This window comes from Ancylobacter sp. GW821-FHT10E12, from assembly GCF_058809335.1.
In genome coordinates this window covers 25,899-51,185 of sequence record NZ_JBXASN010000021.1, presented here as the reverse complement: position 1 = coordinate 51,185, position 25,287 = coordinate 25,899, and the positions used below count along the sequence as shown (strand labels likewise).

Here is a 25,287-nt window from a genome sequence, read left to right as displayed (position 1 = left end):
TGCGTGTGGATTGCGAAGCAAGTCGCATGCCGTTCGACACGTCGGGCCTGACGCAAGGGCGTACGCCGTTCGTCTTAGACGATGGCGACTGCTCGCATGACGTGCCGTGCGGCCGTAAGGTCATCAGAGCGATGTATTCCGATCCGGTCAAGCGCTTGACGCGGCAGGTGCGGTTCCGCTCAATGGCCACCCGCCTGTCGAGAGCTGCCATCCTCCATGTCGAAGTCACCTAAGGGCATGAACCGCCCGACCTATGCGCCGGATACCGTCCTCGCCCTCGCCGGCCGCGACCCTCAACGGTTTGACGGCTTTGTGAATGTTCCGATCGTCCGCGGCTCGACGGTGCTGTCCCCCACCGTGCATGACCTCGAGCATCATACCGGCCGCTACAGCTACGGCCGGCGCGGCAACCCCTCCGTGGAGGCGCTGGAGCAGGCGCTGAACGAAATCGAGGGCGGAGCCGGCGTGGTGCTCACCCCCTCCGGCCTGTCGGCGGTGAGCATCGCCCTCCTGTCCTGCCTGGAGGCCGGCGATCATCTGCTGATGGTCGACACCGCGTACCAGCCCACACGACGCGTCTGCAACGAGGTGTTGCGGCGCCTCAATATCGAGACGACCTATTACGACCCGCTCATCGGCGGGGACATCGCCACGCTGTTCCGGCCGAATACCAGGGCGGTGTTCCTCGAATCGCCGGGTTCGCAATCCTTCGAGATGCAGGACGTCCCGGCGATCGTCGCCGCCGCTGCGAAAGCGGGCATCGTCACGCTGATCGACAATACCTGGGCGACGCCGCTCTACTTCCGGCCGCATGATGTCGGAGTGGATATCTCGATCCAGGCCGGTACCAAATATCTCGGCGGCCATTCGGACCTCAATCTCGGCACCATCTCGGCGAATGCGCGCTGCTATCCGCGCCTGCGCACCACCCATGGCGATCTCGGGATCACCGTGGCGCCGGAGGACGCCTTCCTCGCCGCGCGCGGACTGCGCACCCTGTCCGTGCGCCTCGCCCGCCACCAGCAATCCGGGCTGGCGGTGGCGCGCTGGCTGGCCGCTCGTCCGGAAGTACTGCGGGTGCTGCATCCCGGCCTGCCCGAGGATCCCGGCCATGCCATCTGGACGCGCGACTTCAAGGGCGCCTCGGGCTTGTTCAGCCTGGTGCTGAAGCCGGCGACCAAGGCCAGCGTCGACGCTTTCCTCGATTCGCTGGCGTTGTTCGGCCTCGGCTACAGCTGGGGCGGCTTCGAGAGCCTCGCCATCCCGTTCGACTGCTCCACCTATCGCACCGCCACCCGCTGGGCGCCCGTCGGGCCGGCCGTGCGGCTGCATATCGGCCTCGAGGATCCGGCGGACCTCATCGCCGATCTCGAACAGGGACTGCGGCTGCTGGTGCCGGCAGACTGAACCTCAGTCGGCGCGTCGGAACAGCGACAGGCGAACCCGGCGCCCCTCATTGTAGTCGTAGCCGCGCACATCGGCGCCGCGCTGGATGTGGACGCCGAGATTTTCGGCGCGGCGCACGAAGCGCGTCTCCTGGCGCCGCTCGACGAATACCGCCCGGCAGCCGCCTTCCGCCAGGAACTCGGCAGCCGCGCTTCCGTCCATGAAACGCACCTCGCCGGGGGCGAGGAAGGCGAGGCTCGGTTCATTATAGCCCGCGGAACCGAGCACGAGATCCTTTGGCACGACGGCGCAGCGCTCGGCCGCCGCCACTGCGGCAAGGCGCGGCGACACCCAGAGGCTCTCCAGCTGCGGCAGCACCAGCTGCATCACCCCGAAGCCGGCGACCAGCATGCCGGCAATGCCGACCAGGCTCGCCTTCTGCACCCCGTATTCGCGCACCGAAATCGCGGCGGTGACGAGAGCGAAGAAGCCGATCAGCAGCAGCGGCCAGGCGGTGAGGCTGGTGGTGCGGTCGAACACCGCGAGCGCCAGCAGCGCGAAGAAGGCGATCAGCGCGCCGATCAGCGGCCACAGCCAGAGCAGGCGGGCGAGGCGCATATTGGTGAGCGCCAGTGCCCCCCGCTCCACCGACAGGCTGACCAGAATGGCGATCGCCGGAAAGGTCGGCACCACGTGCACCGGCATCTTGTTGGGCAGCAATTCGAACAGCACCCAGGCGGGCAGCACCCAGGCGAGGAGGAAGCGCACCGCCCTCAGCCGACGGGCCTTCCACAGGATAGGCGCCGCCAGCGCCGCCAGGGGCGCGCCAGGCCAGAACAGCCCCCAGAACATCAGCAGATAGGCACCCGGCGGCGCGCCGAATCCTTCGAAGGGCGGCGCGATGCGGCCGAGGAAATCGCGATCTCCCTCCACGCCGCCCGGCAGGAAGAACCGCAGGTAGATCCAGAGCGCGACGAGGCCGATGCAGGCGAGGATGCCCGGCAGCCAGGCCAGCGGCCGCAGATAGGCCCAGCGCCGGTCGAGGGCGCCGATCGACACGATCGGCAGCAGCACATAGAGCGGCGACAGGCTGCCGCGGAAGAAGATCGCCCCCGCGATCGCCGCCCAGAAGATCGATGCCAGCCGGGCCGTATCCGGGGGCGGCATGCGCGGACCCCCGGCTGCAGACTCGAACAGATAGAGCCGGCCGGCGACTCCCATGGCCGCGGCGACGGCCGCCACCAGCACCGCGTCGGGCGTGGCGATGCGGGCCATCACGCCGAGCGCCGCCGACGAGGCCATGAGCAGGCCTGCGAACAGGGCCGCGCGACGACCGACAAAGGCCAGAGCCGCCCAGAAGGTGAGCAGCGCCGCACCAATGGCGGCGGCAAGCGAGGGCAGCCGATAGAGGGCGATCGCCTGCGTCGCCCGCGACACGCCGACCGCTTCCGCCAGCCCGACGATACTCGCCTGCACCCAGTGCAGGCCGAAGGGGCGGGTATGCCGTCCCTCCGCGCCCAGCCGCAGTTCGGTGAGATCGCTAGTATCGACCATCTGCCGCGTCGTGAGGGCGAAGCGCGCCTCGTCGCGGTCGATCACCGGCAGGTTGAAGAAGCCCGGAAGAAAGGCGATCAGGCAAAACAGCACAAGGAACAGGCAGGCGTTCCGATTCGTGCGCGCACCGATGTCGAACAGGCCGGCAATGCGTCCGGGAAAGCTCCAACCCTCGCGGCCTATGCCTTTGCCGCGTCCCCTGCGCCCGACTTCCACTGCCGCCATCCACCTGCCCCGTCATTCTTGCGAGGACCATACCAGAAGCAGGTGCGGTCGAAACGTCGGCGACAGGCGGCCTCGCCGTCAGGCCATGCCGGGCCGGACGAGCATGTCGCCATCGACGACGGGCGCGCGCGGTGTCCACCCGCGCAGCAGCGCCGGCACGCGGGAGGCGGGCAACGCCTTCGAATAGAGGAAGCCCTGCGCGAAATCGCAGCCGTTCATGCGCAGATAGGCGGCCTGCGCCGGCGTCTCCACGCCTTCGGCGACCGTCTTGATGCCGAGGCTGCGGCCGAGATTGATGACCGCCCGCACGATCGCCGCATCGTCGATGTCGCGCTCGATATCCTGTACGAAGGAGCGGTCGATCTTGATCCTGTCCACCGGAAACTGCTTGAGATGCGACAGCGAGGCATAGCCGGTTCCGAAATCGTCGAGCGCGATGCGGATGCCGGCCTGGCTCAGCTGCTGCAGGCTGAGCCGCACATTCTCGGCGCCGCGGCCGAGGAAGACCGTCTCGGTCACCTCCACCGCCAGGCATGCCGGCGGCAGGCCGGCCGCATCGAGCGCGGTCAGCACCCGTTCGGGCAATTCGCCACGGGCGAATTCGGCGGAGCTGACATTGATCGCGACATTGCCGAACCGGCATTCGGCGGCGGTCCAGATGGCCATGTCGCGGGTGACGAGCTGCAATACCCGCTCGCCGATGGCGACGGCGAGATCGGCATCGTCGAAGACCGGCCCGAATTCGCCGGGCCCGAGCAGGCCCCGGCGCGGATGGCGCCAGCGCAGCAAGGCCTCGAAGCCGACGATCTCGCCGGTATCGAGCGCGATCTTCGGCTGGTAATAGGGTTGCAGTTCGCCGTTCTTCAATGCCAACCGGATGCGCGAAGCCAGTTGCAGGCGGTTTTCGGTCGCCTGCTGCATGCCGAGATCGTATTCGGCGGCGACGCCGCGTCCGCCCAGCTTGGCGCGATACAGCGCAATGTCGGCATTCTTCAGGAGCGTGACCGGGTCGCCGCCATGCTGCGGCGACACCGCAACGCCGATACTGCTGCGGCAGGAGAGCGCCGCCCGCCGATACATGAACGGCAGGCTGAGCGCGTCAAGGATGCGCTGGGCCGTGACCATGGCGTCGGCAGCCGCCTCCGCCCGCTCCAGCAGGACGATGAACTCGTCGCCGCCGAGGCGCGCCACCGTGTCGACCTCGCCGACGCAGGACAGCAGTCGCTGCGCCGCTTCCACCAGCAAGGCGTCGCCGGCATCGTGCCCCAGCGTGTCGTTGACGTCCTTGAACTGGTCGACGTCGATGAGCAGGATGGCGATATGCCCGCCGGAGCGGCGGCTGCGCCGGAGCGCGGCGTCGAGCTTCTCGCGCAGCAGGCCGCGATTGGGCAGGTCGGTCAGCGCATCGTGGTTGGCCATGTACCACATGCGCTGTTCCGCCTCCTTCTGGTCGGTGACGTCCTGCAGGATGCCGAAGGCGCGCACCGCCTTGCCGTCCAGCATCTCCACCTCGCAGGTCTTGCGCACCACGCGGTGATGCCCCTGGGCGTTGACGAAGGGCAGCTCGACGTCGAAGCCCTCGCCGGTGCGCAGGGCGGCTTCGAACTTGCGGGTTAATTGCTGGCGCGCCTCGCCGGGGAAATGCGACAGGGCGACGGAACCCGAGGGCTGCCGGGCCGGCGTGACGCCATAGATGCGGAACACGCCGTCGGACCAGTTCAGCCGCTGCGTGGCGACGTCGTATTCCCATCCACCGACCTTCGCCAGCCGCTCGGTCTGCCCCAGCAGCGTCTGACGACGCCAGAGCTCGCGGCTCTGCGTCTCCAGCAATTGCTGGCTGGTCCGCCGATGGTCCAGTTCGCGCTGGGTCCGCCGGTTCGCCTCGTAGAGGCGCAACTGGTCGACCACCAGTTGCGTGATGTGGCGAACCAGCTCCGTCTCCGCCGCGGTGACCCGACGCGGCTCGGGACCGAACAGGCATAGCGAGCCGATATTCAGCCCAGGCCGCAGGGCGATCGGCGAACCGACATAGAAGCGGATCGCCGGAGCCGACCGCACATAGGGATTGTCGACGAAACGCGCGTCGTCATGAGTGTCCGGCACCACCAGCAGATCGGAACCGGCGATCGTCCATGTGCTGAAGGAGTGGCGGCGGGAGGTTGTCTGCTGCTCGAAGCCGATTCGGGCCAGGAACCACTGGCGATCCCGATCGACGAGGCCGACGCAGACGGACGGCACCCCGATCGCCTGTTGCGCGAGTGCGCAGAGTCCATCCAACCCACCCAGCGAACCCGAATCGAGAATCTCCAGCGCATGGAGTTCGGCCAGCCGATCCGCCTCGTTCTCGGGTATCGGAAACGCCATCGTCCACCTGCTGCGTGAGGGTCAGGTCAGATACCGAATGAGCTGGACTGTCGATCCCGCCTTTGCGCGGGGCCATTGCGACGAAGACCGTGTCCGCACCGTTTCCGTACAGGCGTCGGCCTCTACCATAGTGGGGCACAAGCAGGGCAACGTCTACGGCTCTACAACCTCCGCGATATGCGATGCCACCAGGCCGCCGGCCTCTTCGATGAAACGCGCGACCTCGTCGACCCCCTGCCCGGCACGGACATTGGCGAATACATAGGGACGCTTGCCACGCATGCGCCGGGAGTCGCGGTCCATCACCTCCAGCGAGGCGCCGACATAGGGGGCGAGATCGATCTTGTTGATCACCAGGAGGTCGGAACGGGTGATGCCCGGCCCGCCCTTGCGCGGGATCTTCTCGCCGGCCGAGACATCGATGACATAGATGGTGATGTCGGCGAGCTCGGGCGAGAAGGTCGCCGCGAGATTGTCGCCGCCCGATTCGATGAGGATCAGGTCGAGGCGGGGAAAATGGCCGCGCATCTCGGCAATGGCGGCGAGATTGGCCGAGGCGTCCTCGCGGATGGCGGTATGCGGGCAGCCGCCGGTCTCCACCCCCATGATGCGCTCGGCCGGCAGCGCGCCGGCGCGGGTGAGGATCTCCGCATCCTCCTTGGTGTAGATGTCGTTGGTGATGGCGCACAGATCGTAACGGTCGCGGAACACGCGGCACAGCGCCTCCATCAACGCCGTCTTGCCCGAACCGACCGGGCCGCCGATGCCGACGCGCAGCGGGCCATTGCTCTCGCTCATGATGGTGTTCCTCGCTAGCTGCGAAACAGGCGTGTGTACTGGGTTTCGTGGCGCATCGAGGCGATGTCGGAACGCAGGGCCGCGCCGCCCAGGTCATCAAGATCGGTGCGAGCCGCCCGCCCGGCGATCGCGCGCACCATCGGCGCACAGGCGGCGAGCACGCGGTTGCCGTCGGTCTGGCCGAGCGGCACCAGCCGCACCGCGGCGGAAACGAGATTGGCCGCCACCGCTGTCAGGAAGGCGACCAGCGTCGGCGGCAGCGGCAGGCCGTGGGCGGCGGCGGCAGCACCGACCGCCACCGGATAGGCCACCCGCCCCGTCCACGCCACCGACAGGCGGTCCAGCCGGGGCGCCGGCCAGGCGGTCCGGGTGGCCGAAAGAAAAGCGTCGCCCTGGTTGAGCGTCTCCATCTGCCGCTCGCGCGAGGGCGCGAAGGCGGCGGCGAGCTCGGCGACCTCGGCGAAGGCCGCGTCGTCGCCTGCCGCCACCGCCCGCCAGGCATGGGCAAGCAGCGCGGCATCGGTGAACGGACCGCCATGATGCAGCAGATCGTCGACCCAGGATTGCAGGCCGGCGGCAGTCTTGACGTCACCGGTCTCGACTGCCCATTCGAGGCCGTGCGAATAGGCAAAGGCGCCGACCGGATAGGCTGGCGACAGCCAGACGAACAGGGCGATGAGGTCGGGCGCCTCGTCCGTGCCGACCGCCCCGCCCCGGCCTGCATCAGCCATGTTTGTGGCCATGGTCCTTGGGGTGGTGGTGGTCGTGATCATGCGCGTGGTGATCGTGGCCGCAGCCGCAGCTCTCGTCATGGTCATGGTCGTGGCCATGCTGGTGCGCCTCGGCGGCCGGCGCGCTGCCGATATGGATCACGTCGTGCTGAGGGTGGTGGTGCCCGTGGTCGCCATGATCATGCCCGCAGCCGCAATCCGGTCCGTGTTCGTGATGGTCGTGCCCATGCTCGTGGTGCTCATGGTGCTCGTGTTCGTGATGGTCGTGGTCGTGATGATCGTGGTTGGCCTGCGCGTGATCGTGGCCATGCGCTTCGGCGGCCTCATAGGCGCCGCCTTCCGGTTCGAACGCCGCCTCGACGACGGCGACGGTCGCGCCGAGCCCGCGCGCCATCTCCTCCAGCACCGGATCGCGGGCGATGCGGATGCGGTCGGCCAGAAGCTGCGCCGGCACATGGCGGTTGCCGAGGTGCCAGGCGAGCCGTGCGAGGTGATGCGCATCCTGCGCCACGATCTCCGCCACCGGCTCTGCGGCGGCGACGACGGCCACCAGGCGTCCGTCTTCCAGCGCGATGCCGTCGCCATCCTTCATCCGCGTGGCCTCCGGCAGGTCGAGCAGGAACACCACGTCGCCCTCGCCGCGCATGGCGATGCGCCGGCGGTGCCGGCCGTCATGCGGCAGCACCACGCGGTCGGCGGCGGTGGCTTCATTCCAGGTACCGGCGGGAAGCAGCGTGCGAGCGCGGATCATGATCGTCTCCTTGAAGGCTGGCCCAGCCCCCAACCCTTAGAACAGGAAGTAGCGCTGCGCCATGGGCAGCTCCTGCGCCGGCGCGCAGGTGAGCAGCTCGCCGTCGGCGCGCACCTCATAGGTTTCCGGGTCGATCTCCAGATGCGGCGTGGCGTCGTTGTGGATCATGGAGGCCTTGCCGATGCCGCCGCGCACATTGTCGACGCCGACCACCCGCTTCTCCAGCCCCAGCCGCGCGCCGATGCCGAGCTCGACCGCCGCCTTGGAGACGAAGGTGAGCGAGGTGGCGGTACGCGCCTTGCCGAAGGCGCCGAACATCTCGCGGTAGTGGACCGGCTGCGGCGTCGGGATCGAGGCGTTCGGGTCGCCCATCTGCGCCGCGACGATCGCCCCTCCCTTGATCACCATGTCCGGCTTGGTGCCGAAGAAGGCCGGCGACCAGATGACGAGGTCGGCCAGCTTGCCCGGCTCCACCGAGCCGATATGGCGCGACATGCCGTGGGCGATGGCCGGGTTGATGGTGTATTTCGCCACATAGCGCTTGGCGCGGGCATTGTCGTGGCGCTCGCTGTCGCCGGGCAGCGGGCCACGCTGCAGCTTCATCTTGTGGGCGGTCTGCCAGGTGCGGGTGACCACCTCGCCGAGGCGGCCCATCGCCTGGCTGTCGGACGACATCATCGAGATGGCGCCGAGATCGTGCAGGATGTCCTCGGCCGCGATGGTCTCCTTGCGGATGCGGCTCTCGGCGAAGGCGAGGTCCTCGGCGATCAGCGGGTCGAGATGGTGGCACACCATGAGCATGTCGAGATGCTCGTCGAGCGTGTTCACCGTGAACGGCCGGGTCGGGTTGGTGGAGGACGGCAGCACGTTGGGCAGGCCGGCGACCTTCATCACGTCCGGCGCATGGCCGCCGCCGGCGCCCTCGGTGTGGAAGGCATGGATGGTGCGGCCCTTGAAGGCGGCGATGGTGTCCTCGACGAAGCCGCTCTCGTTCAAGGTGTCGGTATGGATCATCACCTGCACGTCGTAGTCGTCGGCGACCGACAGGCAGCAATCGATGGCGGCGGGCGTGGTGCCCCAGTCCTCGTGCAGCTTCAGCGCACAGGCGCCGGCCTCGACCATCTCCACCAGCGCGCCCGGCAGCGACGCGTTGCCCTTGCCGGAGAGCGCGAGATTGACCGGGAACGCCTCGAAGGAGCGCAGCATCATCTCGATATGCCAGGCGCCGGGCGTGCAGGTGGTGGCGTTGGTGCCGGTCGCCGGGCCGGTGCCGCCGCCGAGCATGGTTGTGACGCCCGACATCAACGCATGCTCGATCTGCTGGGGGCAGATGAAGTGGATGTGGCTGTCGAAGCCGCCGGCGGTGATGATCTTGCCCTCGCCGGCGATCACCTCGGTGCCCGGCCCGATGACGATGTCGACGCCGGGCTGGATATCCGGGTTGCCGGCCTTGCCGATGGCGTGGATCATGCCGTCGCGCAGGCCGATATCGGCTTTGACGATGCCCCAATGATCGAGGATCACCGCATTGGTGATCACGGTGTCTACCGTGCCCTGCGCGCGCGTCATCTGCGCCTGGCCCATGCCGTCGCGGATGGTCTTGCCGCCGCCGAACTTCACCTCCTCGCCATAGACGGTGAAATCCTTCTCCACCTCGATGATGAGCGCGGTATCGGCGAGGCGAATGCGGTCGCCCGTGGTCGGCCCGAACATCTCGGAATAGACGGCACGGGAAATCTTGATGGCCATGGAGACGTATCCGATCGAAGCGGGAAACAGGAGAAGCGGGCGGCCGGGCGGACCCGGAAACGGTCAGAGACGACCCATGACCGCCTGGCGGAAGCCATAGATTTCCTTCTTGCCGGAAACCTCCACCAGCGCGACCTCGCGCGACTGGCCGGGCTCGAAGCGAACCGCCGTGCCGCTCGGGATAGCGAGCCGCTTGCCGCGCGCCAGCTCGCGGTCGAAGGAGAGCGCCGGGTTGGTCTCATAGAAGTGATAGTGGCTGCCGACCTGGATCGGCCGGTCGCCGGTATTGGACACGGTGAGCGTCACCGTCTCGCGGCCGGCGAGCAGTTCGATCTCGCCCTCCTCGAACAGGACCTCGCCCGGCACCGGGCCGTGCGCCGCCCCACGGATCGGCTCATGCACGCTGACCAGCTTGGTCCCGTCCGGGAAGGTCGCCTCGACCTGGATCTCGTAGATCATCTCGGCCACGCCCGGCATCACCTGGTCGGCGGTCAGCACATTGGCGCCCAGCGTCATCAGTTCGGCGACGCTCTTGCCGTCGCGCGCGCCTTCCACCACCACGTCGGTGATCAGCGCCACCGTCTCCGGATAATTGAGCTTCACGCCCCGCTCCAGCCGCCGGCGGGCGACCATCGCCGCCATGGCGACGAGTAGCTTGTCCTTTTCGCGCGGGCTCAGATTCATCAGTGCTACTCCGGGTCAGTCCTGGCGGCGGTCGAGATGCGTCGGCGAAACAGGTCAAATCGAATGCATCAGAAATGCCAGATGCGCGGCGGGTCGCAAACTCCCAGCGGCGCGATCAGGCGGCGGATGGCGACTTCCAGCCCGGCGCCGTCGCGGGCGAGCAGGCGGGCGGAGACCATGCCGTCCCAGGCGCTGACGCCGAGCTCGACGTCCTCGCGCGCCGCGTGCAGCGCCTCGGCGACCTCGCGCAGCGATTCGAGGCGGCCCATGGCATCCGGTGCGACCAGAAGAATGGTGGCGAAGGCGGCCCAGCCCTGCGCGCAGGCGCCGCGCCGCAGCACCGTGCCGGCGTCGCCGTCCAGGGCCAGCCCGTCGGCATAGACGAGCCGGCCGTCGCGGCGGATGCGCCAGCTGTCGGTAAGGCGGCCATAGGTGAAGCGCTCGCCGCGCGCGGTACGGCCCAGCACCACCGATTCCATCAGCAGCAGCCGCGCATCCCCGGCCACCTCCGCGCGGATGGTGCGGGCAAGCCGCGCCCCCTCGAAGACGATGGTGGCCTGCGGCAGCCAGTCGAGGCTCGCCCCCGCCTCGATGCTCACGTCGACACCGATGCGCGACAGCGCGCCGTCGGACCGGTAGCACTTCTCGGCTGCCTGCGACGTGAGCACCAGGCGCGAGCCCTCGCCCACCCGGACGCGGGTCTCGAAATGATCGCCTCCGGCCACCCCGCCGCCGGTATTGAGGATGATGCCTTCGAGCGAACGGCCGCGGCGGGCGGCCGCGGGAAAGCGGATCCGGCTCGGCCCCTCTTCCTCGATACGCTCGGGAATGGTGCGCCCACCGCCGGCGCGAGCATGCAGGAACAGGCGGCCGCGGGAGCGAAGATCGCCGGGAACCGTGTTCCCGGCGGCAGGCTCACACGGCAATGCGGTTACGTACATCCGGGTCCTCGAGGGCGGCGCCATCGCCCGACATCACCACCGCCCCACGCTCCATCACGATGAAATGGTCCGCGAGTTCCTTGGCGAAGTCGAAATACTGCTCGACCAGCACGATGGCCATATCGCCCTTGCTCCGCAAGTAGCGGATCGCATTGCCTATGTCTTTGATGATCGAGGGCTGGATGCCCTCGGTCGGCTCGTCCAGCACCAGCACCTTCGGCCGCATCACCAGCGCGCGGCCGATGGCGAGCTGCTGCTGCTGGCCGCCGGACAGGTCGCCGCCGCGCCGGCGCAGCATCGAATCGAGCACCGGGAACAGCGAGAACACGTCGTCGGGAATGGAGCGGTCGGCGCGCTTCAGCGGCGCGAAGCCGGTCTCCAGATTCTCGGCGACGGTAAGCAGCGGGAAGATCTCCCGCCCCTGCGGCACGAAGGCGATGCCGCGTCGTGCCCGGTCGGAGGGGGCGAGCGTGGTGATGTCGGCGCCGTCGAAGCGGATGGCGCCCTTGGCCACATTCTGCTGCCCGACAATGGCGCGCATCAGGCTGGTCTTGCCGACGCCGTTGCGTCCCAGCACGCAGGTCACCTTGCCGGCTTCCGCCTTGAGCGACACCCCGCGCAGCGCCTGCGCCGCGCCGTAGAAAAGGTCGATGTCCTGAACTTCCAGCATGACCCCTCAACGCCCCAGATAGACTTCGATGACACGCTCATTGGCGCTGACCTGATCGAGCGTGCCTTCGGCCAGCACCGATCCTTCATGCAGGCACATCACCCGCACGCCGAGATCGCGCACGAAGGTCATGTCGTGCTCGACCACCACCACGGAATGTCCGTTGGCATTGATCTCGCGCAGCAATTCGGCGGTCTGCGCGGTCTCGGCATCGGTCATGCCGGCTACCGGCTCGTCGACCAGCAGCAGCTTCGGGTCCTGCGCCAGCAGCATGCCGATCTCCAGCCACTGCTTCTGGCCGTGCGAGAGCGCGCCGCCGAGGCGGTCGCGGTGCTCGGTCAGCTTGATGGTCTCGAAGATCTCGTCGATCTGCTCGCGCTGCGCCGCCGTCTCCTTGCGGAAGATGTTCGGCAGGGCCGAGCGCTGCCCCTTGAGCGCCAGGCGCAGATTGTCGAGCACCGTGTGCATTTCGAACACGGTCGGCTTCTGGAACTTGCGGCCGATGCCGAGCGTGGCGATCTGCGTCTCGTCCAGCTTGGTAAGGTCGGTGGTGCCGCCGCTGAAGAACACGTCGCCCTTGTCGGGCCGGGTCTTGCCGGTGATCACGTCCATCATCGTGGTCTTGCCGGCGCCATTGGGGCCGATGATGGCCCGCATCTCGCCGGGATCGACGGTGAAGGACAGCGAATTCAGCGCCCGGAAGCCGTCAAAGGTCACGGTGACGCCGTCGAGATAGAGCAGCGCCTCGGTGAGGCTCTTCTTGGTTGCCGGCGTCGCGTCGGCATCGAGCAGGTCGATATCGCTCATGGCGGGTTCCTCACTCGGCCGGCTTCGGTTCGGCAAGAGACTTGTCCGGCGATGCGGCATCCGCAGGCGCAGGCGCGCGGCGGGCCCGCCACTCGGCGAAGGTGCCGACGATGCCCTTGGGCAGGAACAGCGTGACGGCCACGAACAGCCCGCCCAGCATGAACAGCCAGTAGGGCGCCAGCATGCCCGAGGTGAAATAGGTCTTGGCGTAGTTGACCAGCACCGCGCCGAGCGCCGCGCCCACCAGCGTGCCGCGCCCGCCTACCGCCACCCAGACGATGATCTCGATGGAATTGGCCGGCGAGAACTCGCTCGGGTTGATGATGCCGACCTGCGGCACATAGAGCGCGCCGGCAATGCCGGCGAGCATGGCCGAGACCACGAAGGCGACCACCTTGTAGTTCTCGGCGCGGTAGCCGGTGAAGCGCACCCGCGTCTCGGCGTCGCGGATGGCGATCAGCACCTTGCCGAAATGCGAGCGCACCAGGAAGCGGCACAGCACATAGCCCAGCGCCAGCGCAAGCGCCGAGAGCACGAACAGCACGAGGCGGGTGCCGTCGGCCTGGATGTTGAAGCCGAGTATGTCCTTGAAGTCGGTCAGGCCGTTATTGCCGCCGAAGCCCATGTCGTTGCGGAAGAAGGCCAGCAGCAGCGCGAAGGTCATCGCCTGGGTGATGATGGACAGGTACACGCCGGTGACGCGCGAGCGGAAGGCGAACCAGCCGAACACCAGCGCGAGGATGCCCGGCGCCAGCAGCACCATCACCGCGGCGAACGGGAACATGTCGAAGCCGTACCAGAACCAGGGCAGTTCCTTCCAGTTCAGGAACACCATGAAGTCCGGCAGGATCGGATCGCCATAGACGCCGCGCGGGCCGATCTGGCGCATGAGATACATGCCCATCGCATAACCGCCGAGCGCGAAGAAGGCGCCGTGGCCGAGCGACAGGATGCCGACATAGCCCCAGATCAGGTCGACCGAGAGCGCGAGCAGCGCGTAGGTCAGGTATTTGCCGAGCAGCGAGACGACATAGGTCGGCACATGCAGCGCCGAGTCCGGCGATGTCATCAGGTTCAGCATCGGCACCAGCACGGCGGCGCCGATCACCACCGCGAGGAAGATGAGACCGCTCTTGCCGAGCAGCGCGGGCTGGGGGGTCGTCGTGGGACTGGCGGTCGTGGATACGGCCTTGGCGGTACTCATGCTTCGATCGCCCTGCCCTTGAGAGCGAAGAGGCCGCGGGGCCGCTTCTGGATGAAGAGGATGACGATGACCAGCAGCGCGATCTTGCCCAGCACGGCGCCGGCATAGGGCTCCAGCATCTTGTTGGCGATGCCGAGCGACATGGCGCCGACCAGCGTGCCCCACAGATTGCCGACCCCGCCGAACACCACGACGAGGAAGCTGTCGATGATGTAGCTCTGGCCGAGGTTCGGCGACACGTTGTCGATCTGCGACAGCGCCACGCCGGCAATGCCGGCAATGCCCGAGCCGAGGCCGAAGGTCATGGCATCGACCCAGTTGGTGCGGATGCCCATCGAGGCGGCCATGCGGCGGTTCTGCGTCACCGCGCGCATCTCGAGCCCGATGCGGGTCAGCCGCAGCACGCCGAGCAACGCGACAAAGACCAGCATGGCGAAGATGATGATCCACAGGCGGCCATAGGTGATCGAGAGCTGGCCGAGATCGAAGGCACCCGACATCCAGCTCGGCGCGCCGACCTCGCGATTGGTCGGGCCGAAGGCGGTGCGGATCGCCTGCTGCAGGATCAGCGAGATGCCCCAGGTGGCCAGCAGCGTCTCCAGCGCCCGCCCGTAGAGGAACCGGATCACCGTGCGCTCGATGATGATGCCGATCAGTCCGGTGAAGACGAAGGCGACCGGGATGGCGATCAGCAGCGACAGGTCGAACAGCGCCGGGTTGTAGGTGCGGATCAGTTCCTGCACCACGAAGGTGGTGTAGGCGCCGAGCATCACCATCTCGCCATGCGCCATGTTGATGACCCCCATCACGCCGAAGGTGATGGCGAGGCCGATGGCGGCGAGCAGCAGCACCGAGCCGAGCGAGACGCCGTACCAGACATTCTGGCCCACCGACCAGATGGCGAGGTTGCGCTCGATGGCGGCAATGGCGGAATCCGCCGCCGCCTTCACGGCGGGCGAGGCGGTAGGCGGCAGGTTGCGCAGCACGGCGAGCGCGTCCTGGTTGCCCTCGGCGGCGACGGCGTCGATGGCGACGATGCGGTCGGCATCCGTCACGTCGGCCTTGCTGATCAGCAGCGAGGCGCGGGCGAGCGACAGCGCCGACTTCACCCTGGCGTCGGTTTCCTTGGCGAGCGCGGCGTCGAGTGCCGGCAGCGCCGCCTCGTCGCGCGAGCGCATCACCGAGGCGGCGGCGTCGAGACGCTTGGCCGGATCCGGGCTGACCAGGGCGAGCGCGCCGCTGGCCGCCTCGATGGCGCGGCGCACGCGGTTGTTGACGCGGACGGTCTTGAGGCCGGGAGGCGCCTCGGCCACCGGCTGCCCGGTCGCGGCGTCGGCGAGGCCCCCGGTTGTCGTCTTGATCAGCAGCTGCCTGGTCGCCGGGCTGAAGGCCAAGCGACCGTCGGCGAGCGCCGCGACGATGCCGGCCGCCGCGGGACTACCGCTGAGAGCGAGGGCGCCGAGCGCCGCTTCGGTGTCGTCATACTTGTCGGTGGTGAGCTGCGCCAGCGGTGCGCTTATGTCCTGGGCAAACGCGGCACGCGGCAGGAAGGATCCACCGGTGAGCAGGCCGAGGGCGAGGAGCAGCATGCAGCCGAGACGGCTGGAAAGGCCACGGGAGATCATCGTCATCCGTCGGTGTGAGTGCGGATGGAGCCGGACATCATCCGGCGGCGACGGGAAGGCGCGACCGCCTTCCCTAACGCAATGCGCCAGTCGGGACCGGCGGGGCGAACCCGCCGATCCCTCGAAGCGATGTCAGTGGCAAAGGGTGCCGCTCACTGGGCGCCGCACTTGCCGGTCTTGACGTTGAAGTTGCCGCAGTTCATCGGCGAGCGCCAATCGGCGATCAGGTCCTTCGAGCCTTCGAGGTGGGGCGACCACTCTTCGGCGACGATCAGGCCGGGGGTCTGCTCGACGATGTCGAACTGGCCGTCGTCCTTGATTTCGCCGATCAGCACCGGCTTGGTGATGTGGTGGTTCGGCATCATCGCCGAGAAGCCACCCGAGAGGTTCGGCACCGCGACGCCGATCAGCGCCGGGATGACCTTGTCCGGATCGGTGGTGCCGGCCTTCTCGACCGCCTTGACCCACATGTTGAAGCCGATGACGGTGGCTTCCATCGGGTCGTTGGTCACGCGCTTCGGGTTCTTGGTGTAGGCCTGCCACTTGGCGATGAAGTCCTTGTTCGCCGGCGTGTCGACCGACTGGAAATAGTTCCAGGCAGCGAGGTGGCCGAGGAGCGGCTTGGTATCGATGCCGGCGAGCTCTTCCTCGCCCACCGAGAACGCCACGACCGGGATGTCGGTCGCCTTGATGCCCTGGTTGCCGAGCTCCTTGTAGAACGGAACGTTGGCGTCGCCGTTGATGGTCGACACGACGGCGGTCTTCTTGCCGGCCGAGCCGAACTTCTTGATGTCGGCGACAATGGTCTGCCAGTCGGAGTGACCGAACGGCGTGTAGTTGATCATGATGTCCTCGGCGGGAACGCCCTTGGACTTCAGATAGGCTTCGAGGATCTTGTTGGTGGTGCGCGGATAGACGTAGTCGGTGCCGGCGAGCACCCAGCGCTTCACGCCCTCATTCTCCATGAGGTAGTCGACGGCCGGGATCGCCTGCTGGTTGGGGGCGGCGCCGGTGTAGAACACGTTGCGCTCGCTCTCCTCGCCCTCGTACTGGACGGGGTAGAACAGGATGCCGTTGAGCTCCTTGAACACCGGCAGCACCGACTTGCGCGACACCGAGGTCCAGCAGCCGAACACGACCGCGACCTTTTCCTTCGCGAGCAGCTCGCGGGCCTTTTCGGCGAAGAGCGGCCAGTTGGAAGCCGGGTCGACGACCACCGGCACCAGCTTCTTGCCCAGCACGCCGCCGGCGGCGTTCTGCTGGTCGACCATGAACAGAACCGTGTCCTTCAGCGTGGTCTCCGAGATGGCCATGGTGCCGGACAGAGAGTGAAGAACGCCAACCTTGATCGTTTCCTGGGCAGCGGCGGGCACGGCGGCACCGGCCAGAGCCAGCGCCGCGGCGCCGACCACGGCGCGGCCAGCCATGCGGCGCGCATGGGAGAACAGCTTAGACATATTCTTTCCCTTCTGGAGTTCACACGCAGGACCCCCGTCCGCGTGCCAGGGATGCGGGTTTGCAACCCCTGTGCCAACGCTCCTTTTGGGAAACGGCAATACGTCGATTGACGCAGATCGCATGCCGCGCTGAAAATTAGATCAAATTTTGAGCAATTGCCCTGCACGTGGACGTTGTGTATGCAGAGCGATCGGATGCGCACAAATGATCGTCGCGGTTCACGCGGCCTGCCGCAGCCTCGCCAGCCGCTCCAGCGCCGCGTCGAGGGTGGCGTCGGTCTTGGCGAAGCAGAACCGCACCACGCTGGTCACCGCGTCCTGTGCGTAGAAGGCCGAGACCGGAATGGCGGCGACGCCGTGCCGCTCGACCATGTCGCGGCAGAACGCCTCGTCCCGCAGTGCCGGGTCGATGGCGGCGAGATCGACATTGAGGAAATAGGTGCCGGAACTGCGCAGCGGCGCCATGCCGAGAGCGGCGAGGCCATCGGCCAGCCGGTCGCGCGAGCGCTGCAGCCCGGCGCGCATCCCCTCGAACCAGGCGGGCTCCTTGCCGAGCCCATAGGCGACGGCGTACTGCAGCGAGGGCGGCGTGGTGAAGGTGAGAAACTGGTGCGCCTTGGACAGGACCTTCATCAGTTCCGGCGCCGCGCAGACGAAGCCGACCTTCCAGCCGGTCATGCCGAAGATCTTGCCGGTGGAGGCGATCTTGACGCTGCGCTCGCGCATGCCGGGCAGCGACAGCACGCTGGTATGAGCGAGCCCGTCGAACACGACATGCTCCCACACCTCGTCCGCCACCAGCACCGCACCGCTGCGCCGGCAAAACTCCGCCAGCAATTCCAGCTCCTCGCGATCGAAGACGCGGCCGGTCGGGTTGTGCGGATTGTTGAACAGCACCAGCCGGGTGCGCGGGGTGAAGGCGCTCGCCAGCACCTCCTGCGTCAGCCGCCAGTGCGGCGGCGTCAGCCGGGCGAGGCGCGGCACGCCGCCGGCGCGCAGCACCAGGGGTAGGTAGGCGTCATAGAGCGGCTGGACCAGCACCACCTCGTCGCCCGGCTCGATCAGCGCGAACAGCGCGCCGGCAATCGCCTCGGTGGCGCCGGAAGTAACCATGATCTCCGCCATCGGATCGAGGTCGAGCCCCTGCCAGTGGCGATAATGCGCCGCCGCCGCCTGCCGCAGCTCCGGCACGCCCATCATCGGCGGATACTGGTTCCAGCCGTCGAGCACCGCCTGCGCCGCCTTCTCGCGCACGTCGCGCGGGCCGGGGTCGTCCGGGAAGCCCTGGCCGAGATTGACCGCGCCATGCAGCCGGGCGAGGTGCGACATGGTCTCGAACACCGTGGTGGGGAGACCGGAGAAGATCGAGTTCATTTACAGGCCGTCCGCGTATAACAACGCGATCTGACATCGCGCTGCTGTCTTATCGGACCGCCGCCGGTAAAAGAAAAGAGCCCCGAACGCAGATCGGTCGTCACGCCCCGACCAGCACCGCGTGATTGTCGAAGCGCGGGCCGCCGGAGCGACGAGCGATCACGCCCACGCCCTCGTCGTCGGCGCCGATCAGGATCACCTCGCCGAGGCCGGACGTGGCGAGGAAACGCCCGCTTTCCTGGGTGGCGGCGAGGCCGCAGCCATCGACCAGCGGCACGCCGCCGAGGAAACGGCCCTCGTGCGTCCAGACCGCGACGCGGTTGCCGCGCGGGCTGGCGGCGGCGACATAGCGGCCGGAACGATCGACGGCGATCGAACCGATATAGGTGCGGAAGCCGCGCCATTCCTCGTCCGGGGCGTCGAAGGCGCGCAGGCGTCCGTCCGGCTCCACCGCATAGACCAGCGGGCGGGCGATGGAATCGTTGAGCAGGTCCTGCGCCGCCACCACGACAAGACCGTCGTCCGCACGCGCGAGATGGCGCAGCGACAGCGAGACGAGGTCGCCCTCCAGCGCGCCGACCGCGCGGGTCTGCCCGCTCAGAGGATCGAGGATGGCGATACCGGCATGCGCCACCTCGGCGCCGACCGCCTCGGGCGTATGCGGCTCGATGCCGCCATTGGCGACGACGAGGCCGCCATGGGCGGGCAGCATGTCATGCGGGCCGATGCCGGAGGAGGCCCATTCCGCCACCACGGAGAAGTCGTCCGCCACCTCGCGCAGCGACACCACCCCCTGCCCGCTCTCGCGCTCGATCTCCACCGCGTGGAAGCGCCGCCCGCCATCGACGAAGCGGCCATGGCCGGAGAACACCCGCCCCGCGCCCGGCTCGAAGGTCGCGAGCACCCGCCCGGCGCGGCGGTCGAACAGCACCGCCGTGGTGCCGGGACGGCGGGCGACCGCCACCGCCGTGTGCCCGTCCGGGCTCGGCTCCACCCAGTGCAGCCGCTGCGCGCCGCGTCCGACACTGGTCGCACCGAAATCGGCATTCAGCACCACCGGCGCGAAGCCGCCATCGACCCCGGCCGTCGCCAGCCATTCGGCATCCAGAAGATGGTCCTGTGCATGGGCGGCGCCCAACAGCAGCCGCGGCGCGGCGAGCAGGCCGCTGAGCCCGGCCAACAGCCCGCGGCGGGTGGAATCGATGGCGCGCATATTCGCCTCCTCAATCGCCGTCGAGGGCGTTGAAGCCCAGCGGCACCCCGAGCCCGGCGGCGAGCGGATCGGCAACGCTCGCCTGCGCCGCCTTGAACACCGTGACGGCATCCTGCAGCGACTTGCGACCATGCGGCGCCTGCGTGGCGGCGCCGATATCCTCCGGCAGCCTCAAAGCCGCGGCATCGGCGGCGCCCAGCGCCTTGCCAAGCGCCATCTTGCCCCTGGCATCCAGCCCCTCGGCCAGCTGCATGCCGAGGCTGTCGGCGCTGCCGATCATCGCGACGATGGTCTCCTTCTCCCGCCCGCTGCGACGGCGGTCGGCGAGCAGCGGCTTGGCGTCGTCCGGCGTCTTGCCGAGAATGGCGAGCAGGCGCTGGTCGACGACGCGCTGATAGGCGCCGGCGAGATCGGTGACGATCTGGCTGAGCAGCGCCGACGGGTCGGGAAAGAACACCGGATCCGACGTGCCGGCGATCAGCTGCGCCAGCAGGCCGCTCGACTTGTCACCCCAGCCCTGGCGGATATCGGTGGCGATGGATTCGATATTCACCGCGATGGCGAGGCCGAGGGCACAGCGCCGGGCCGATTCCGGCCCCGCCAGAAGCAGCGCCTGTGCGCCGTCGTCGTAGAGAAGCCGTTCCAGCGCCGGCAGGCCCTGCGCGGCGGCGCTGAGGCGCGGGAAACGCTCCGGCTTCAGGCGCTCGTCGGTGGCATCGCCGACCAGTTCGGTGATCGAGCGGCCGACGGCGTTGCGCCGCTCGGGAAACAGGTTCATCCGGTCGGCGCGCAGCGACAGCATCACCGGGCCGAAGGTGATGAACTCCACCGAGGCCCAGGCATCGGACACCGCGCCGAAACGGGTCCTCAGATCAGCGATGCCGGCCTCGCCCGGCGCAGCGCAGAAGGCCTGCCACGCCGCGCGATTGGCCTTGGCGGCAGCGGCGAGCGTGTCGTAGCGCGGCAGCAGCCAGGTCTCGACCACGTCCGGGGCGGAGATGCTGGCCGCGGATGCGCGGCCGACGAAGATGGTCGAGATGAGCGAGGCGGCGGCCGCGACGGCGGGCACCGCCTGCGCGACATTCCCCACCTGCGAGGCCAGCGCAAGGACGACGGCGAGTGGCGAACGGCGCATGACCAGATCCTCGGATCAGAGAGACGACACGTAGTCGACGAGACGCTGGCGATCGCGCGGGCCGAGCGCGTCGAAGCGGGCGCGCGCGCCGCTCGCCTCACCACCATGCCAGCGTACCGCCGCAGGAACATCGACGGCACGGCCGTCGTGCAGCAGCCCGACGCCGTTTTCAAGCCCGCGCGACAGGCCCGCGAGCGGCGCGGTCCGCCATTCCCCGGCAGCCGCGCCCGGCACGCCGGCCGGGTCGGCGAGCCCGTCGCCCATGTCATGGAGCAGCACGTCGGTGAACAAGGCGACCGCTCCACCGCCCGTGACCGGCAGCGACGGCCGGTGGCAGGTGGCGCAGCCGACGCTGGCGAACAGCTTTGCGCCGGCCGGATCGGGCACCGAGACCGGCACCTTCAGCCCGCTCAGATAAGCGACGATGCGCGAGACGATGGCCTCGGAGATTTCCGGCTCGCCCTCCGTCTCACGGCCATGCGGCGCATTGCGGCAAGCGACCTGCACTTCGGTGCAATCGCCCCAGGGCTCCGGCCGCAGCGGCGTCGACAGGCCGAGATCGAGCGCGAACGCTTCCGAGGTCTGGCCGGCCAGCGTCGGATGGCTGGCCTTCCAGCCGAAACGGCCGATGCGCGAGCCGCCTTCCGACACCTCGATCCGACGGGCGCGGCCGCGCACGCCGTCGCCATCGCGGTCGTCGGGATCCTCCAGCGCGAGGATCGTCGCATCCGGCACCCGCTCCAGCAACCCGCGCCCGCGCAGCTCCGGCGCGGCGCGCAGCGAGACATGGGTCGCCGGGTCGAGCCGCCCGTAGCCGAGCGCCTCGGCATGGGGAGCCCGGCGCCCCTCATCGACCGCAACGGCGATGCTGCCCTCCGCCGGCACGCCCGGCAGCGTCATGGTCTCCAGCCGATGGCCATAGACGGGATCGCCGCCGCCATCGGCGCCGAACAGCGACAGCACCAGCCCAAGCCCCTCGGGCACGCCCTCGGCGTCGATCCGCGTGACGCCGGGACCGGCGCCGGGATGGCAGGCCGAGCAGGAGCGGGCATCGAAGAGCGGGCCGAGCCCGTCATTGGCGCGGGTCGAGCTCGGCGCCGGCACCCAGGGCCGCTCGAACAGCGCCTTGCCGATGGCGCGGTCGAGCCCCGCCTCCTCGGCCGGCGCCACCCCCATGCCGAGCATCGTCAGCGCCACGGCCAGCGCGGGAGCACGGCGATTGCCCATCTCAGACCACACGGAACCAGCCCATCATGCCGGTCTCCATATGCTCCAATATGTGACAGTGGAACACCCAGTCGCCCGGCGCGGCGACGAAGGCGATCTCCACCGCCTCGCCCGGCTGGGTCAGCACCGTATCGGCGAAATGCTTCGGCAGCCGTCCCTTGCTGGAGCCGAGCACCGCGAAGGCATGGCCGTGCAGATGAACCGGATGCGGAAAGCGCGTCTCGTTCTTGATCTCGATGCGATAGCTTCTGCCTGTCTCCATCCGTGCCAGCGGCGGCGGCAGGCCGCGCCGCTCGCCGGTCGGCCAGGATTGCTGGGCGATCGACCAATAGGTGGCCGACCCGACGCACAGGCTGTCGATCAGCGCCTTGGCGAGCGGGTCGTCGGGCGGCAGGCCGACCTCCCTCACCGCCGCGTCGGTCGCCTGCTGCAGCGTGAAGGAATGGAACTCGGCCCGCCTCAGGTCCGGCATCGGCAGGCGCGGTGGCGGCAGGGCGAGCGGTCCCTTGCGGCGCCGGCCGCGCACCTGCCCCTCGGCGGCCAGCGTGGCAAAGGTGAATATGTCCGAGGCGCGGTAATCGCCGATGGTCACGGGGCGGCCGTCATCCGGCATGCGGATGTGGAGATCGATCCGCTGCGCCGGGCCCATGCGCCAGATGCCGTCCGGCAGCGTCTCCATGAGCACCGGCAGCAGCGCATGGCCGTCGATGGCGACCAGCCAGGCCGGCGCGCCCTCGACGCCGATATCCATGATGCGGGTGGAATCGACATTGAGAACACGCAACCGCACATCGCCGCCCGCCGGCGCGGTGAGGTTCAGATGCGGCTTGCCGTTCACCGTGCGGGTGGCGCCGAACGTGCCGGCCTTGGAAGCGCCGTCCGGCTCGGAGAGCGGCAGGAAGCCGCCATCCTCGGCGAGACGCCAGTCCTTCAGGCACAGTACATGTTCCGCATCGAAGCGCGGGTCGCGCGGGTCCTCGACCACCAGAACGCCGACAAGGCCGCGCCCGGCCTGCCCGGTCTCGTCGCAATGCGGATGGAAGAAGAAGGTGCCCGGATCGTCGAGCGGCAGTCGGTGGACGAAGCGTCCGCCCGGCTGCACCAGCGGCTGGGTCAGCGGCGGCACGCCGTCATATTCGTTCGGCATGCGGATGCCGTGGAAATGCAGCGAGCTGCCCTCGTGCAGGCCGTTCTCGTAGGTCGCCTCCAGCTGGGTGAAGCGTGGCACGCGAATGAGTCGGAACGGCTCGCCGTCGTAGGCATAGATGCGGGTCGGCGGCTTGTCCGAGCCGAGCAGGCGCAGCTCCGTCTCGCCGGAATTCAGCGTCAGGCGCTGCGTCGGCTCGAACGCCGCCGGAGCACGGGCAAAGCCGGTGCGGGAGGGCGCGAACGCCGCTCCCGCACCCAAGGCCGCACCCGCGGCCAGCAAGGCGCGGCGCGAAAACGTCGCGCCGCTGGTCACGATCTCGTCCTCACTCGCCGACCTTCGAGGGGTCGTCGAGGCTGTCGGAGCCTTCCACCTTGATCTTCAGCTTCAGCGCCGCGACCACGCCCTCGATGGCGCGGGTCTGGGCGACGAGCGAATCGACGCCAGCCTGCACCAGCGCGTTGCCGGCGGCGTTGCCCTCGCCGATCATCTGGTCATAGGCCTGCTTGCCGCTGTCGGCCTCGTCCTTGATGGCCTTCAGCGCGGCGAGCGCGGCATTGACCTTGGCGTCGGCCTCCTCGGCAGCCTTGGGCGCCAGCACCGTCGCATAGGCGGCGACCGAGGGACCCTCGACCACGCTGCCATCGACGCGGGTATATTTGCCGCGATAGATCGAGGCGATGCCCAGCTCGTCATAGTAATGCGAGTTGTGGGTGTTGTCGGAGAAGCAGTCATGCTCCTCCTCCGGGTCGTGGAGGATGAGGCCGAGCTTCATGCGCTCGCCGGCGAGCTCGCCATAGGACAGGCTGCCGAGGCCGGTGAGGATGGTGCCGAGCGCCGCCTTGTCCTTCTGCTTCAGCACCGCGGCGCGGGCCTTGCCCTTGGCGCCCCACGCCTTGGTCATGTCCTCGAGGTCGCTGACCAGAAGGTCGGTCGCGGCCTGGAGATAGGCCGCGCGACGGTCGCAATGGCCGCCGGTGCAGTTCTTGAGATCGTAGTCGGTCGCGGGACGGGCGCCGGCGCCGGGCCCGGTACCGTTGAGGTCCTGGCCCCACAGCAGGAATTCGATGGCGTGGTAGCCGATCGCGACGTTGGATTCGACGCCGCCGGCCTCCTGCAGGCTGTTCAGCAGCTTGGGGTTGATCTTGGAGGCGTCGATGGTCTTCTTGCCAACGCGGATCTTGGTGTTGGCGATCACGTTGGCGGTATAGAGCGGGTTCTCGTCCGAGGTCGAGCCATAGCTCTTGTCGACATAGTCGATCAGCCCCTCGTCGAGCGGCCAGGCATTCACGCGGCCCTCCCAATCGTCGACGATGGCGTTGCCGAAGCGGAAGCCCTCGGTCTGCTGGTAGGGTACGCGAGCGGCCTTCCAGGCGGTGCGCGCCGTGTCGAGATTGGCCTGGGTCGGCTCGGCGACGAAAGCGTCCACCGCCACCTTCAGCGCCTTGGCGGTCGTCAGGGCATCGCCATACATCGCCTCGGCGATATTGGCATAGGTGGCGACGATCTCGCGCGGCTTGGGCGCGGTGCCCTGCGCGCCGACAGGACCGGCGGCGACGAGCGCCCCGAAGGCGACCGCGGCCAGCAGCGGCGCGGTGAATTTCAGTCTGGCTCGCATCGGATATCTCCTCCCGCCGCCACAAGGCGGCCCCTGTCCATCGACGGGAGTCCTACGCCACCATCCCAAGCATTCGCAAGATGTCAACGCTACATTAGAACGATTATACGCTGAGCCTACCTTAGGTCATATGCATTATTTCTTGTAAATTCAATGAATACTTCGAATAACAATCGTCGATCAGCCGGCGACATAGGCCGCCAGCGCCTCGCGCAGGTCGTCGTCGACCACCTCGGCGAGCGGGCGCAGGATCTTCGCGGCCTCGGTGCGTCGGCCGGGCCGCATGATCAGGATGACCGTCTCGGCGCCGCCGCACGCCGGGTCGCCACAGGCGATCTCGCTGATGGAAATCGTGGTGTCGTCATCGACGCCGAGCAAAAGCCGCGCCTTGGCCGCCAGTTCGCGCGCGGCATCGGGTGCCGCCTCGACCGTGCGCCCGCTGCAGAAAAAAAGCCGCGCCATGCATCTCTCCTGCCATCGCGCACCGACCCGAACCCACCGGGGCGAAGTGGTAGGCCCACCACCGCCGCACGGCAAGCGGCCAAACAACAGATGCCCAACGTTAAAGTATTAAATCATCACTCTAGTTTAGAACTATAATAATAATGGAAGATAATCGTTGTGCAG

22 protein-coding genes are annotated in these 25,287 nt (G+C 68.3%); 2 read left to right on the top strand and 20 right to left on the bottom strand.

What is annotated here, in order from left to right; genetic code table 11:
* The first annotated feature begins 26 nt into the window (after nucleotides 1-26).
* Nucleotides 27-233: a hypothetical protein gene (locus tag AC1RU4_RS23080; RefSeq protein WP_492893633.1), complete on the top strand. Its 207-nt coding sequence runs from the start codon at nucleotides 27-29 to the stop codon at nucleotides 231-233.
* Nucleotides 217-1,407, top strand: a complete 1,191-nt coding sequence (gene metC / locus AC1RU4_RS23075) for a cystathionine beta-lyase (protein ID WP_492893631.1) — start codon at nucleotides 217-219, stop codon at nucleotides 1,405-1,407. Before AC1RU4_RS23080 ends, metC begins: the two co-directional genes overlap by 17 nt.
* Before the next feature lie 3 nt (nucleotides 1,408-1,410).
* On the opposite strand, the gene AC1RU4_RS23070 is transcribed toward metC, so the two are convergent.
* The 20 genes from AC1RU4_RS23070 to AC1RU4_RS22975 form a co-directional block, all read right to left on the bottom strand.
* Nucleotides 1,411-3,165, bottom strand: a complete 1,755-nt coding sequence (locus AC1RU4_RS23070; protein ID WP_492893629.1) for an ArnT family glycosyltransferase — start codon at nucleotides 3,163-3,165, stop codon at nucleotides 1,411-1,413.
* Nucleotides 3,166-3,243: 78 nt separating this feature from the next.
* A complete protein-coding gene (locus AC1RU4_RS23065) occupies nucleotides 3,244-5,529 on the bottom strand; it encodes a putative bifunctional diguanylate cyclase/phosphodiesterase (RefSeq protein WP_492893627.1) in 2,286 nt (761 codons plus the stop codon).
* Between the two features lie 153 nt (nucleotides 5,530-5,682).
* Nucleotides 5,683-6,327, bottom strand: a complete 645-nt coding sequence (ureG, locus tag AC1RU4_RS23060) for an urease accessory protein UreG (RefSeq protein ID WP_492893625.1) — start codon at nucleotides 6,325-6,327, stop codon at nucleotides 5,683-5,685.
* Nucleotides 6,328-6,341: 14 nt separating this feature from the next.
* Nucleotides 6,342-7,058, bottom strand: a complete 717-nt coding sequence (locus AC1RU4_RS23055) for an urease accessory protein UreF (RefSeq protein WP_492893623.1) — start codon at nucleotides 7,056-7,058, stop codon at nucleotides 6,342-6,344.
* Nucleotides 7,051-7,809: an urease accessory protein UreE gene (locus AC1RU4_RS23050; RefSeq protein ID WP_492893621.1), complete on the bottom strand. Its 759-nt coding sequence runs from the start codon at nucleotides 7,807-7,809 to the stop codon at nucleotides 7,051-7,053. The genes AC1RU4_RS23055 and AC1RU4_RS23050 overlap by 8 nt, the downstream gene beginning before the upstream one ends.
* A 36-nt stretch (nucleotides 7,810-7,845) precedes the next feature.
* A complete protein-coding gene (gene ureC, locus AC1RU4_RS23045; RefSeq protein ID WP_492893619.1) occupies nucleotides 7,846-9,558 on the bottom strand; it encodes an urease subunit alpha in 1,713 nt (570 codons plus the stop codon).
* A gap of 63 nt (nucleotides 9,559-9,621) precedes the next feature.
* On the bottom strand, nucleotides 9,622-10,242 hold the full coding sequence (locus tag AC1RU4_RS23040) for an urease subunit gamma (protein ID WP_492893617.1): 621 nt from the start codon (nucleotides 10,240-10,242) through the stop codon (nucleotides 9,622-9,624).
* A 68-nt stretch (nucleotides 10,243-10,310) separates the two neighbouring features.
* Nucleotides 10,311-11,168, bottom strand: coding sequence for an urease accessory protein UreD (locus tag AC1RU4_RS23035; RefSeq protein WP_492893615.1), 858 nt, complete (start codon nucleotides 11,166-11,168; stop codon nucleotides 10,311-10,313).
* On the bottom strand, nucleotides 11,158-11,853 hold the full coding sequence (gene urtE, locus AC1RU4_RS23030) for an urea ABC transporter ATP-binding subunit UrtE (protein ID WP_492893613.1): 696 nt from the start codon (nucleotides 11,851-11,853) through the stop codon (nucleotides 11,158-11,160). Before urtE ends, AC1RU4_RS23035 begins: the two co-directional genes overlap by 11 nt.
* Before the next feature lie 6 nt (nucleotides 11,854-11,859).
* Entirely contained in the window at nucleotides 11,860-12,660 is an 801-nt protein-coding gene (gene urtD, locus AC1RU4_RS23025) for an urea ABC transporter ATP-binding protein UrtD (RefSeq protein ID WP_492893611.1), read from the bottom strand.
* 10 nt (nucleotides 12,661-12,670) lie between these two features.
* A complete protein-coding gene (gene urtC, locus AC1RU4_RS23020) occupies nucleotides 12,671-13,864 on the bottom strand; it encodes an urea ABC transporter permease subunit UrtC (RefSeq protein ID WP_492893609.1) in 1,194 nt (397 codons plus the stop codon).
* The gene (gene urtB / locus AC1RU4_RS23015) at nucleotides 13,861-15,489 is read right to left on the bottom strand and encodes an urea ABC transporter permease subunit UrtB (RefSeq protein ID WP_492893607.1); all 1,629 of its coding nucleotides are present in this window, start codon (nucleotides 15,487-15,489) and stop codon (nucleotides 13,861-13,863) included. The genes urtC and urtB overlap by 4 nt, the downstream gene beginning before the upstream one ends.
* Before the next feature lie 152 nt (nucleotides 15,490-15,641).
* The gene (urtA, locus tag AC1RU4_RS23010) at nucleotides 15,642-16,946 is read right to left on the bottom strand and encodes an urea ABC transporter substrate-binding protein (RefSeq protein WP_492893605.1); all 1,305 of its coding nucleotides are present in this window, start codon (nucleotides 16,944-16,946) and stop codon (nucleotides 15,642-15,644) included.
* Nucleotides 16,947-17,165: 219 nt separating this feature from the next.
* Nucleotides 17,166-18,320 carry an aminotransferase gene (locus AC1RU4_RS23005; protein ID WP_492893603.1) on the bottom strand — a complete coding sequence of 385 codons (1,155 nt, stop codon included), beginning with the start codon at nucleotides 18,318-18,320 and terminating at the stop codon, nucleotides 17,166-17,168.
* 100 nt (nucleotides 18,321-18,420) lie between these two features.
* Nucleotides 18,421-19,533: a DUF1513 domain-containing protein gene (locus tag AC1RU4_RS23000; protein WP_492893601.1), complete on the bottom strand. Its 1,113-nt coding sequence runs from the start codon at nucleotides 19,531-19,533 to the stop codon at nucleotides 18,421-18,423.
* Between the two features lie 10 nt (nucleotides 19,534-19,543).
* Nucleotides 19,544-20,668 (bottom strand): imelysin family protein, encoded by a 1,125-nt coding sequence (locus AC1RU4_RS22995; protein ID WP_492893599.1) that lies wholly within the window; start codon nucleotides 20,666-20,668, stop codon nucleotides 19,544-19,546.
* 15 nt (nucleotides 20,669-20,683) lie between these two features.
* Nucleotides 20,684-21,895: a di-heme oxidoredictase family protein gene (locus AC1RU4_RS22990; protein ID WP_492893597.1), complete on the bottom strand. Its 1,212-nt coding sequence runs from the start codon at nucleotides 21,893-21,895 to the stop codon at nucleotides 20,684-20,686.
* Between the two features lies 1 nt (nucleotide 21,896).
* Nucleotides 21,897-23,357 (bottom strand): multicopper oxidase family protein, encoded by a 1,461-nt coding sequence (locus tag AC1RU4_RS22985; RefSeq protein WP_492893595.1) that lies wholly within the window; start codon nucleotides 23,355-23,357, stop codon nucleotides 21,897-21,899.
* Nucleotides 23,358-23,367: 10 nt separating this feature from the next.
* Nucleotides 23,368-24,660 carry an imelysin family protein gene (locus AC1RU4_RS22980; protein ID WP_492893593.1) on the bottom strand — a complete coding sequence of 431 codons (1,293 nt, stop codon included), beginning with the start codon at nucleotides 24,658-24,660 and terminating at the stop codon, nucleotides 23,368-23,370.
* Nucleotides 24,661-24,840: 180 nt separating this feature from the next.
* The gene (locus AC1RU4_RS22975; protein ID WP_492893591.1) at nucleotides 24,841-25,122 is read right to left on the bottom strand and encodes a hypothetical protein; all 282 of its coding nucleotides are present in this window, start codon (nucleotides 25,120-25,122) and stop codon (nucleotides 24,841-24,843) included.
* Nucleotides 25,123-25,287: the final 165 nt, after the last annotated feature.

Excerpts from the sequence above, each read along its gene's own strand:
- urtB (WP_492893607.1), bottom strand. The coding sequence starts at position 15,489 with ATGATCTCCCGTGGCCTTTCCAGCCGTCTCGGCTGCATGCTGCTCCTC.
- urtA (WP_492893605.1), bottom strand. The coding sequence starts at position 16,946 with ATGTCTAAGCTGTTCTCCCATGCGCGCCGCATGGCTGGCCGCGCCGTG.
- AC1RU4_RS23005 (WP_492893603.1), bottom strand. The coding sequence starts at position 18,320 with ATGAACTCGATCTTCTCCGGTCTCCCCACCACGGTGTTCGAGACCATG.
- ureG (WP_492893625.1), bottom strand. The coding sequence starts at position 6,327 with ATGAGCGAGAGCAATGGCCCGCTGCGCGTCGGCATCGGCGGCCCGGTC.
- AC1RU4_RS22975 (WP_492893591.1), bottom strand. The coding sequence starts at position 25,122 with ATGGCGCGGCTTTTTTTCTGCAGCGGGCGCACGGTCGAGGCGGCACCC.
- metC (WP_492893631.1), top strand. The coding sequence starts at position 217 with ATGTCGAAGTCACCTAAGGGCATGAACCGCCCGACCTATGCGCCGGAT.
- AC1RU4_RS22990 (WP_492893597.1), bottom strand. The coding sequence starts at position 21,895 with ATGGGCAATCGCCGTGCTCCCGCGCTGGCCGTGGCGCTGACGATGCTC.
- AC1RU4_RS23055 (WP_492893623.1), bottom strand. The coding sequence starts at position 7,058 with ATGGCTGATGCAGGCCGGGGCGGGGCGGTCGGCACGGACGAGGCGCCC.
- AC1RU4_RS23065 (WP_492893627.1), bottom strand. The coding sequence starts at position 5,529 with ATGGCGTTTCCGATACCCGAGAACGAGGCGGATCGGCTGGCCGAACTC.
- AC1RU4_RS23000 (WP_492893601.1), bottom strand. The coding sequence starts at position 19,533 with ATGCGCGCCATCGATTCCACCCGCCGCGGGCTGTTGGCCGGGCTCAGC.
- AC1RU4_RS23040 (WP_492893617.1), bottom strand. The coding sequence starts at position 10,242 with ATGAATCTGAGCCCGCGCGAAAAGGACAAGCTACTCGTCGCCATGGCG.
- AC1RU4_RS23050 (WP_492893621.1), bottom strand. The coding sequence starts at position 7,809 with ATGATCCGCGCTCGCACGCTGCTTCCCGCCGGTACCTGGAATGAAGCC.
- urtC (WP_492893609.1), bottom strand. The coding sequence starts at position 13,864 with ATGAGTACCGCCAAGGCCGTATCCACGACCGCCAGTCCCACGACGACC.
- ureC (WP_492893619.1), bottom strand. The coding sequence starts at position 9,558 with ATGGCCATCAAGATTTCCCGTGCCGTCTATTCCGAGATGTTCGGGCCG.
- AC1RU4_RS22980 (WP_492893593.1), bottom strand. The coding sequence starts at position 24,660 with ATGCGAGCCAGACTGAAATTCACCGCGCCGCTGCTGGCCGCGGTCGCC.
- AC1RU4_RS23080 (WP_492893633.1), top strand. The coding sequence starts at position 27 with ATGCCGTTCGACACGTCGGGCCTGACGCAAGGGCGTACGCCGTTCGTC.
- AC1RU4_RS23070 (WP_492893629.1), bottom strand. The coding sequence starts at position 3,165 with ATGGCGGCAGTGGAAGTCGGGCGCAGGGGACGCGGCAAAGGCATAGGC.
- AC1RU4_RS22995 (WP_492893599.1), bottom strand. The coding sequence starts at position 20,668 with ATGCGCCGTTCGCCACTCGCCGTCGTCCTTGCGCTGGCCTCGCAGGTG.
- urtE (WP_492893613.1), bottom strand. The coding sequence starts at position 11,853 with ATGCTGGAAGTTCAGGACATCGACCTTTTCTACGGCGCGGCGCAGGCG.
- urtD (WP_492893611.1), bottom strand. The coding sequence starts at position 12,660 with ATGAGCGATATCGACCTGCTCGATGCCGACGCGACGCCGGCAACCAAG.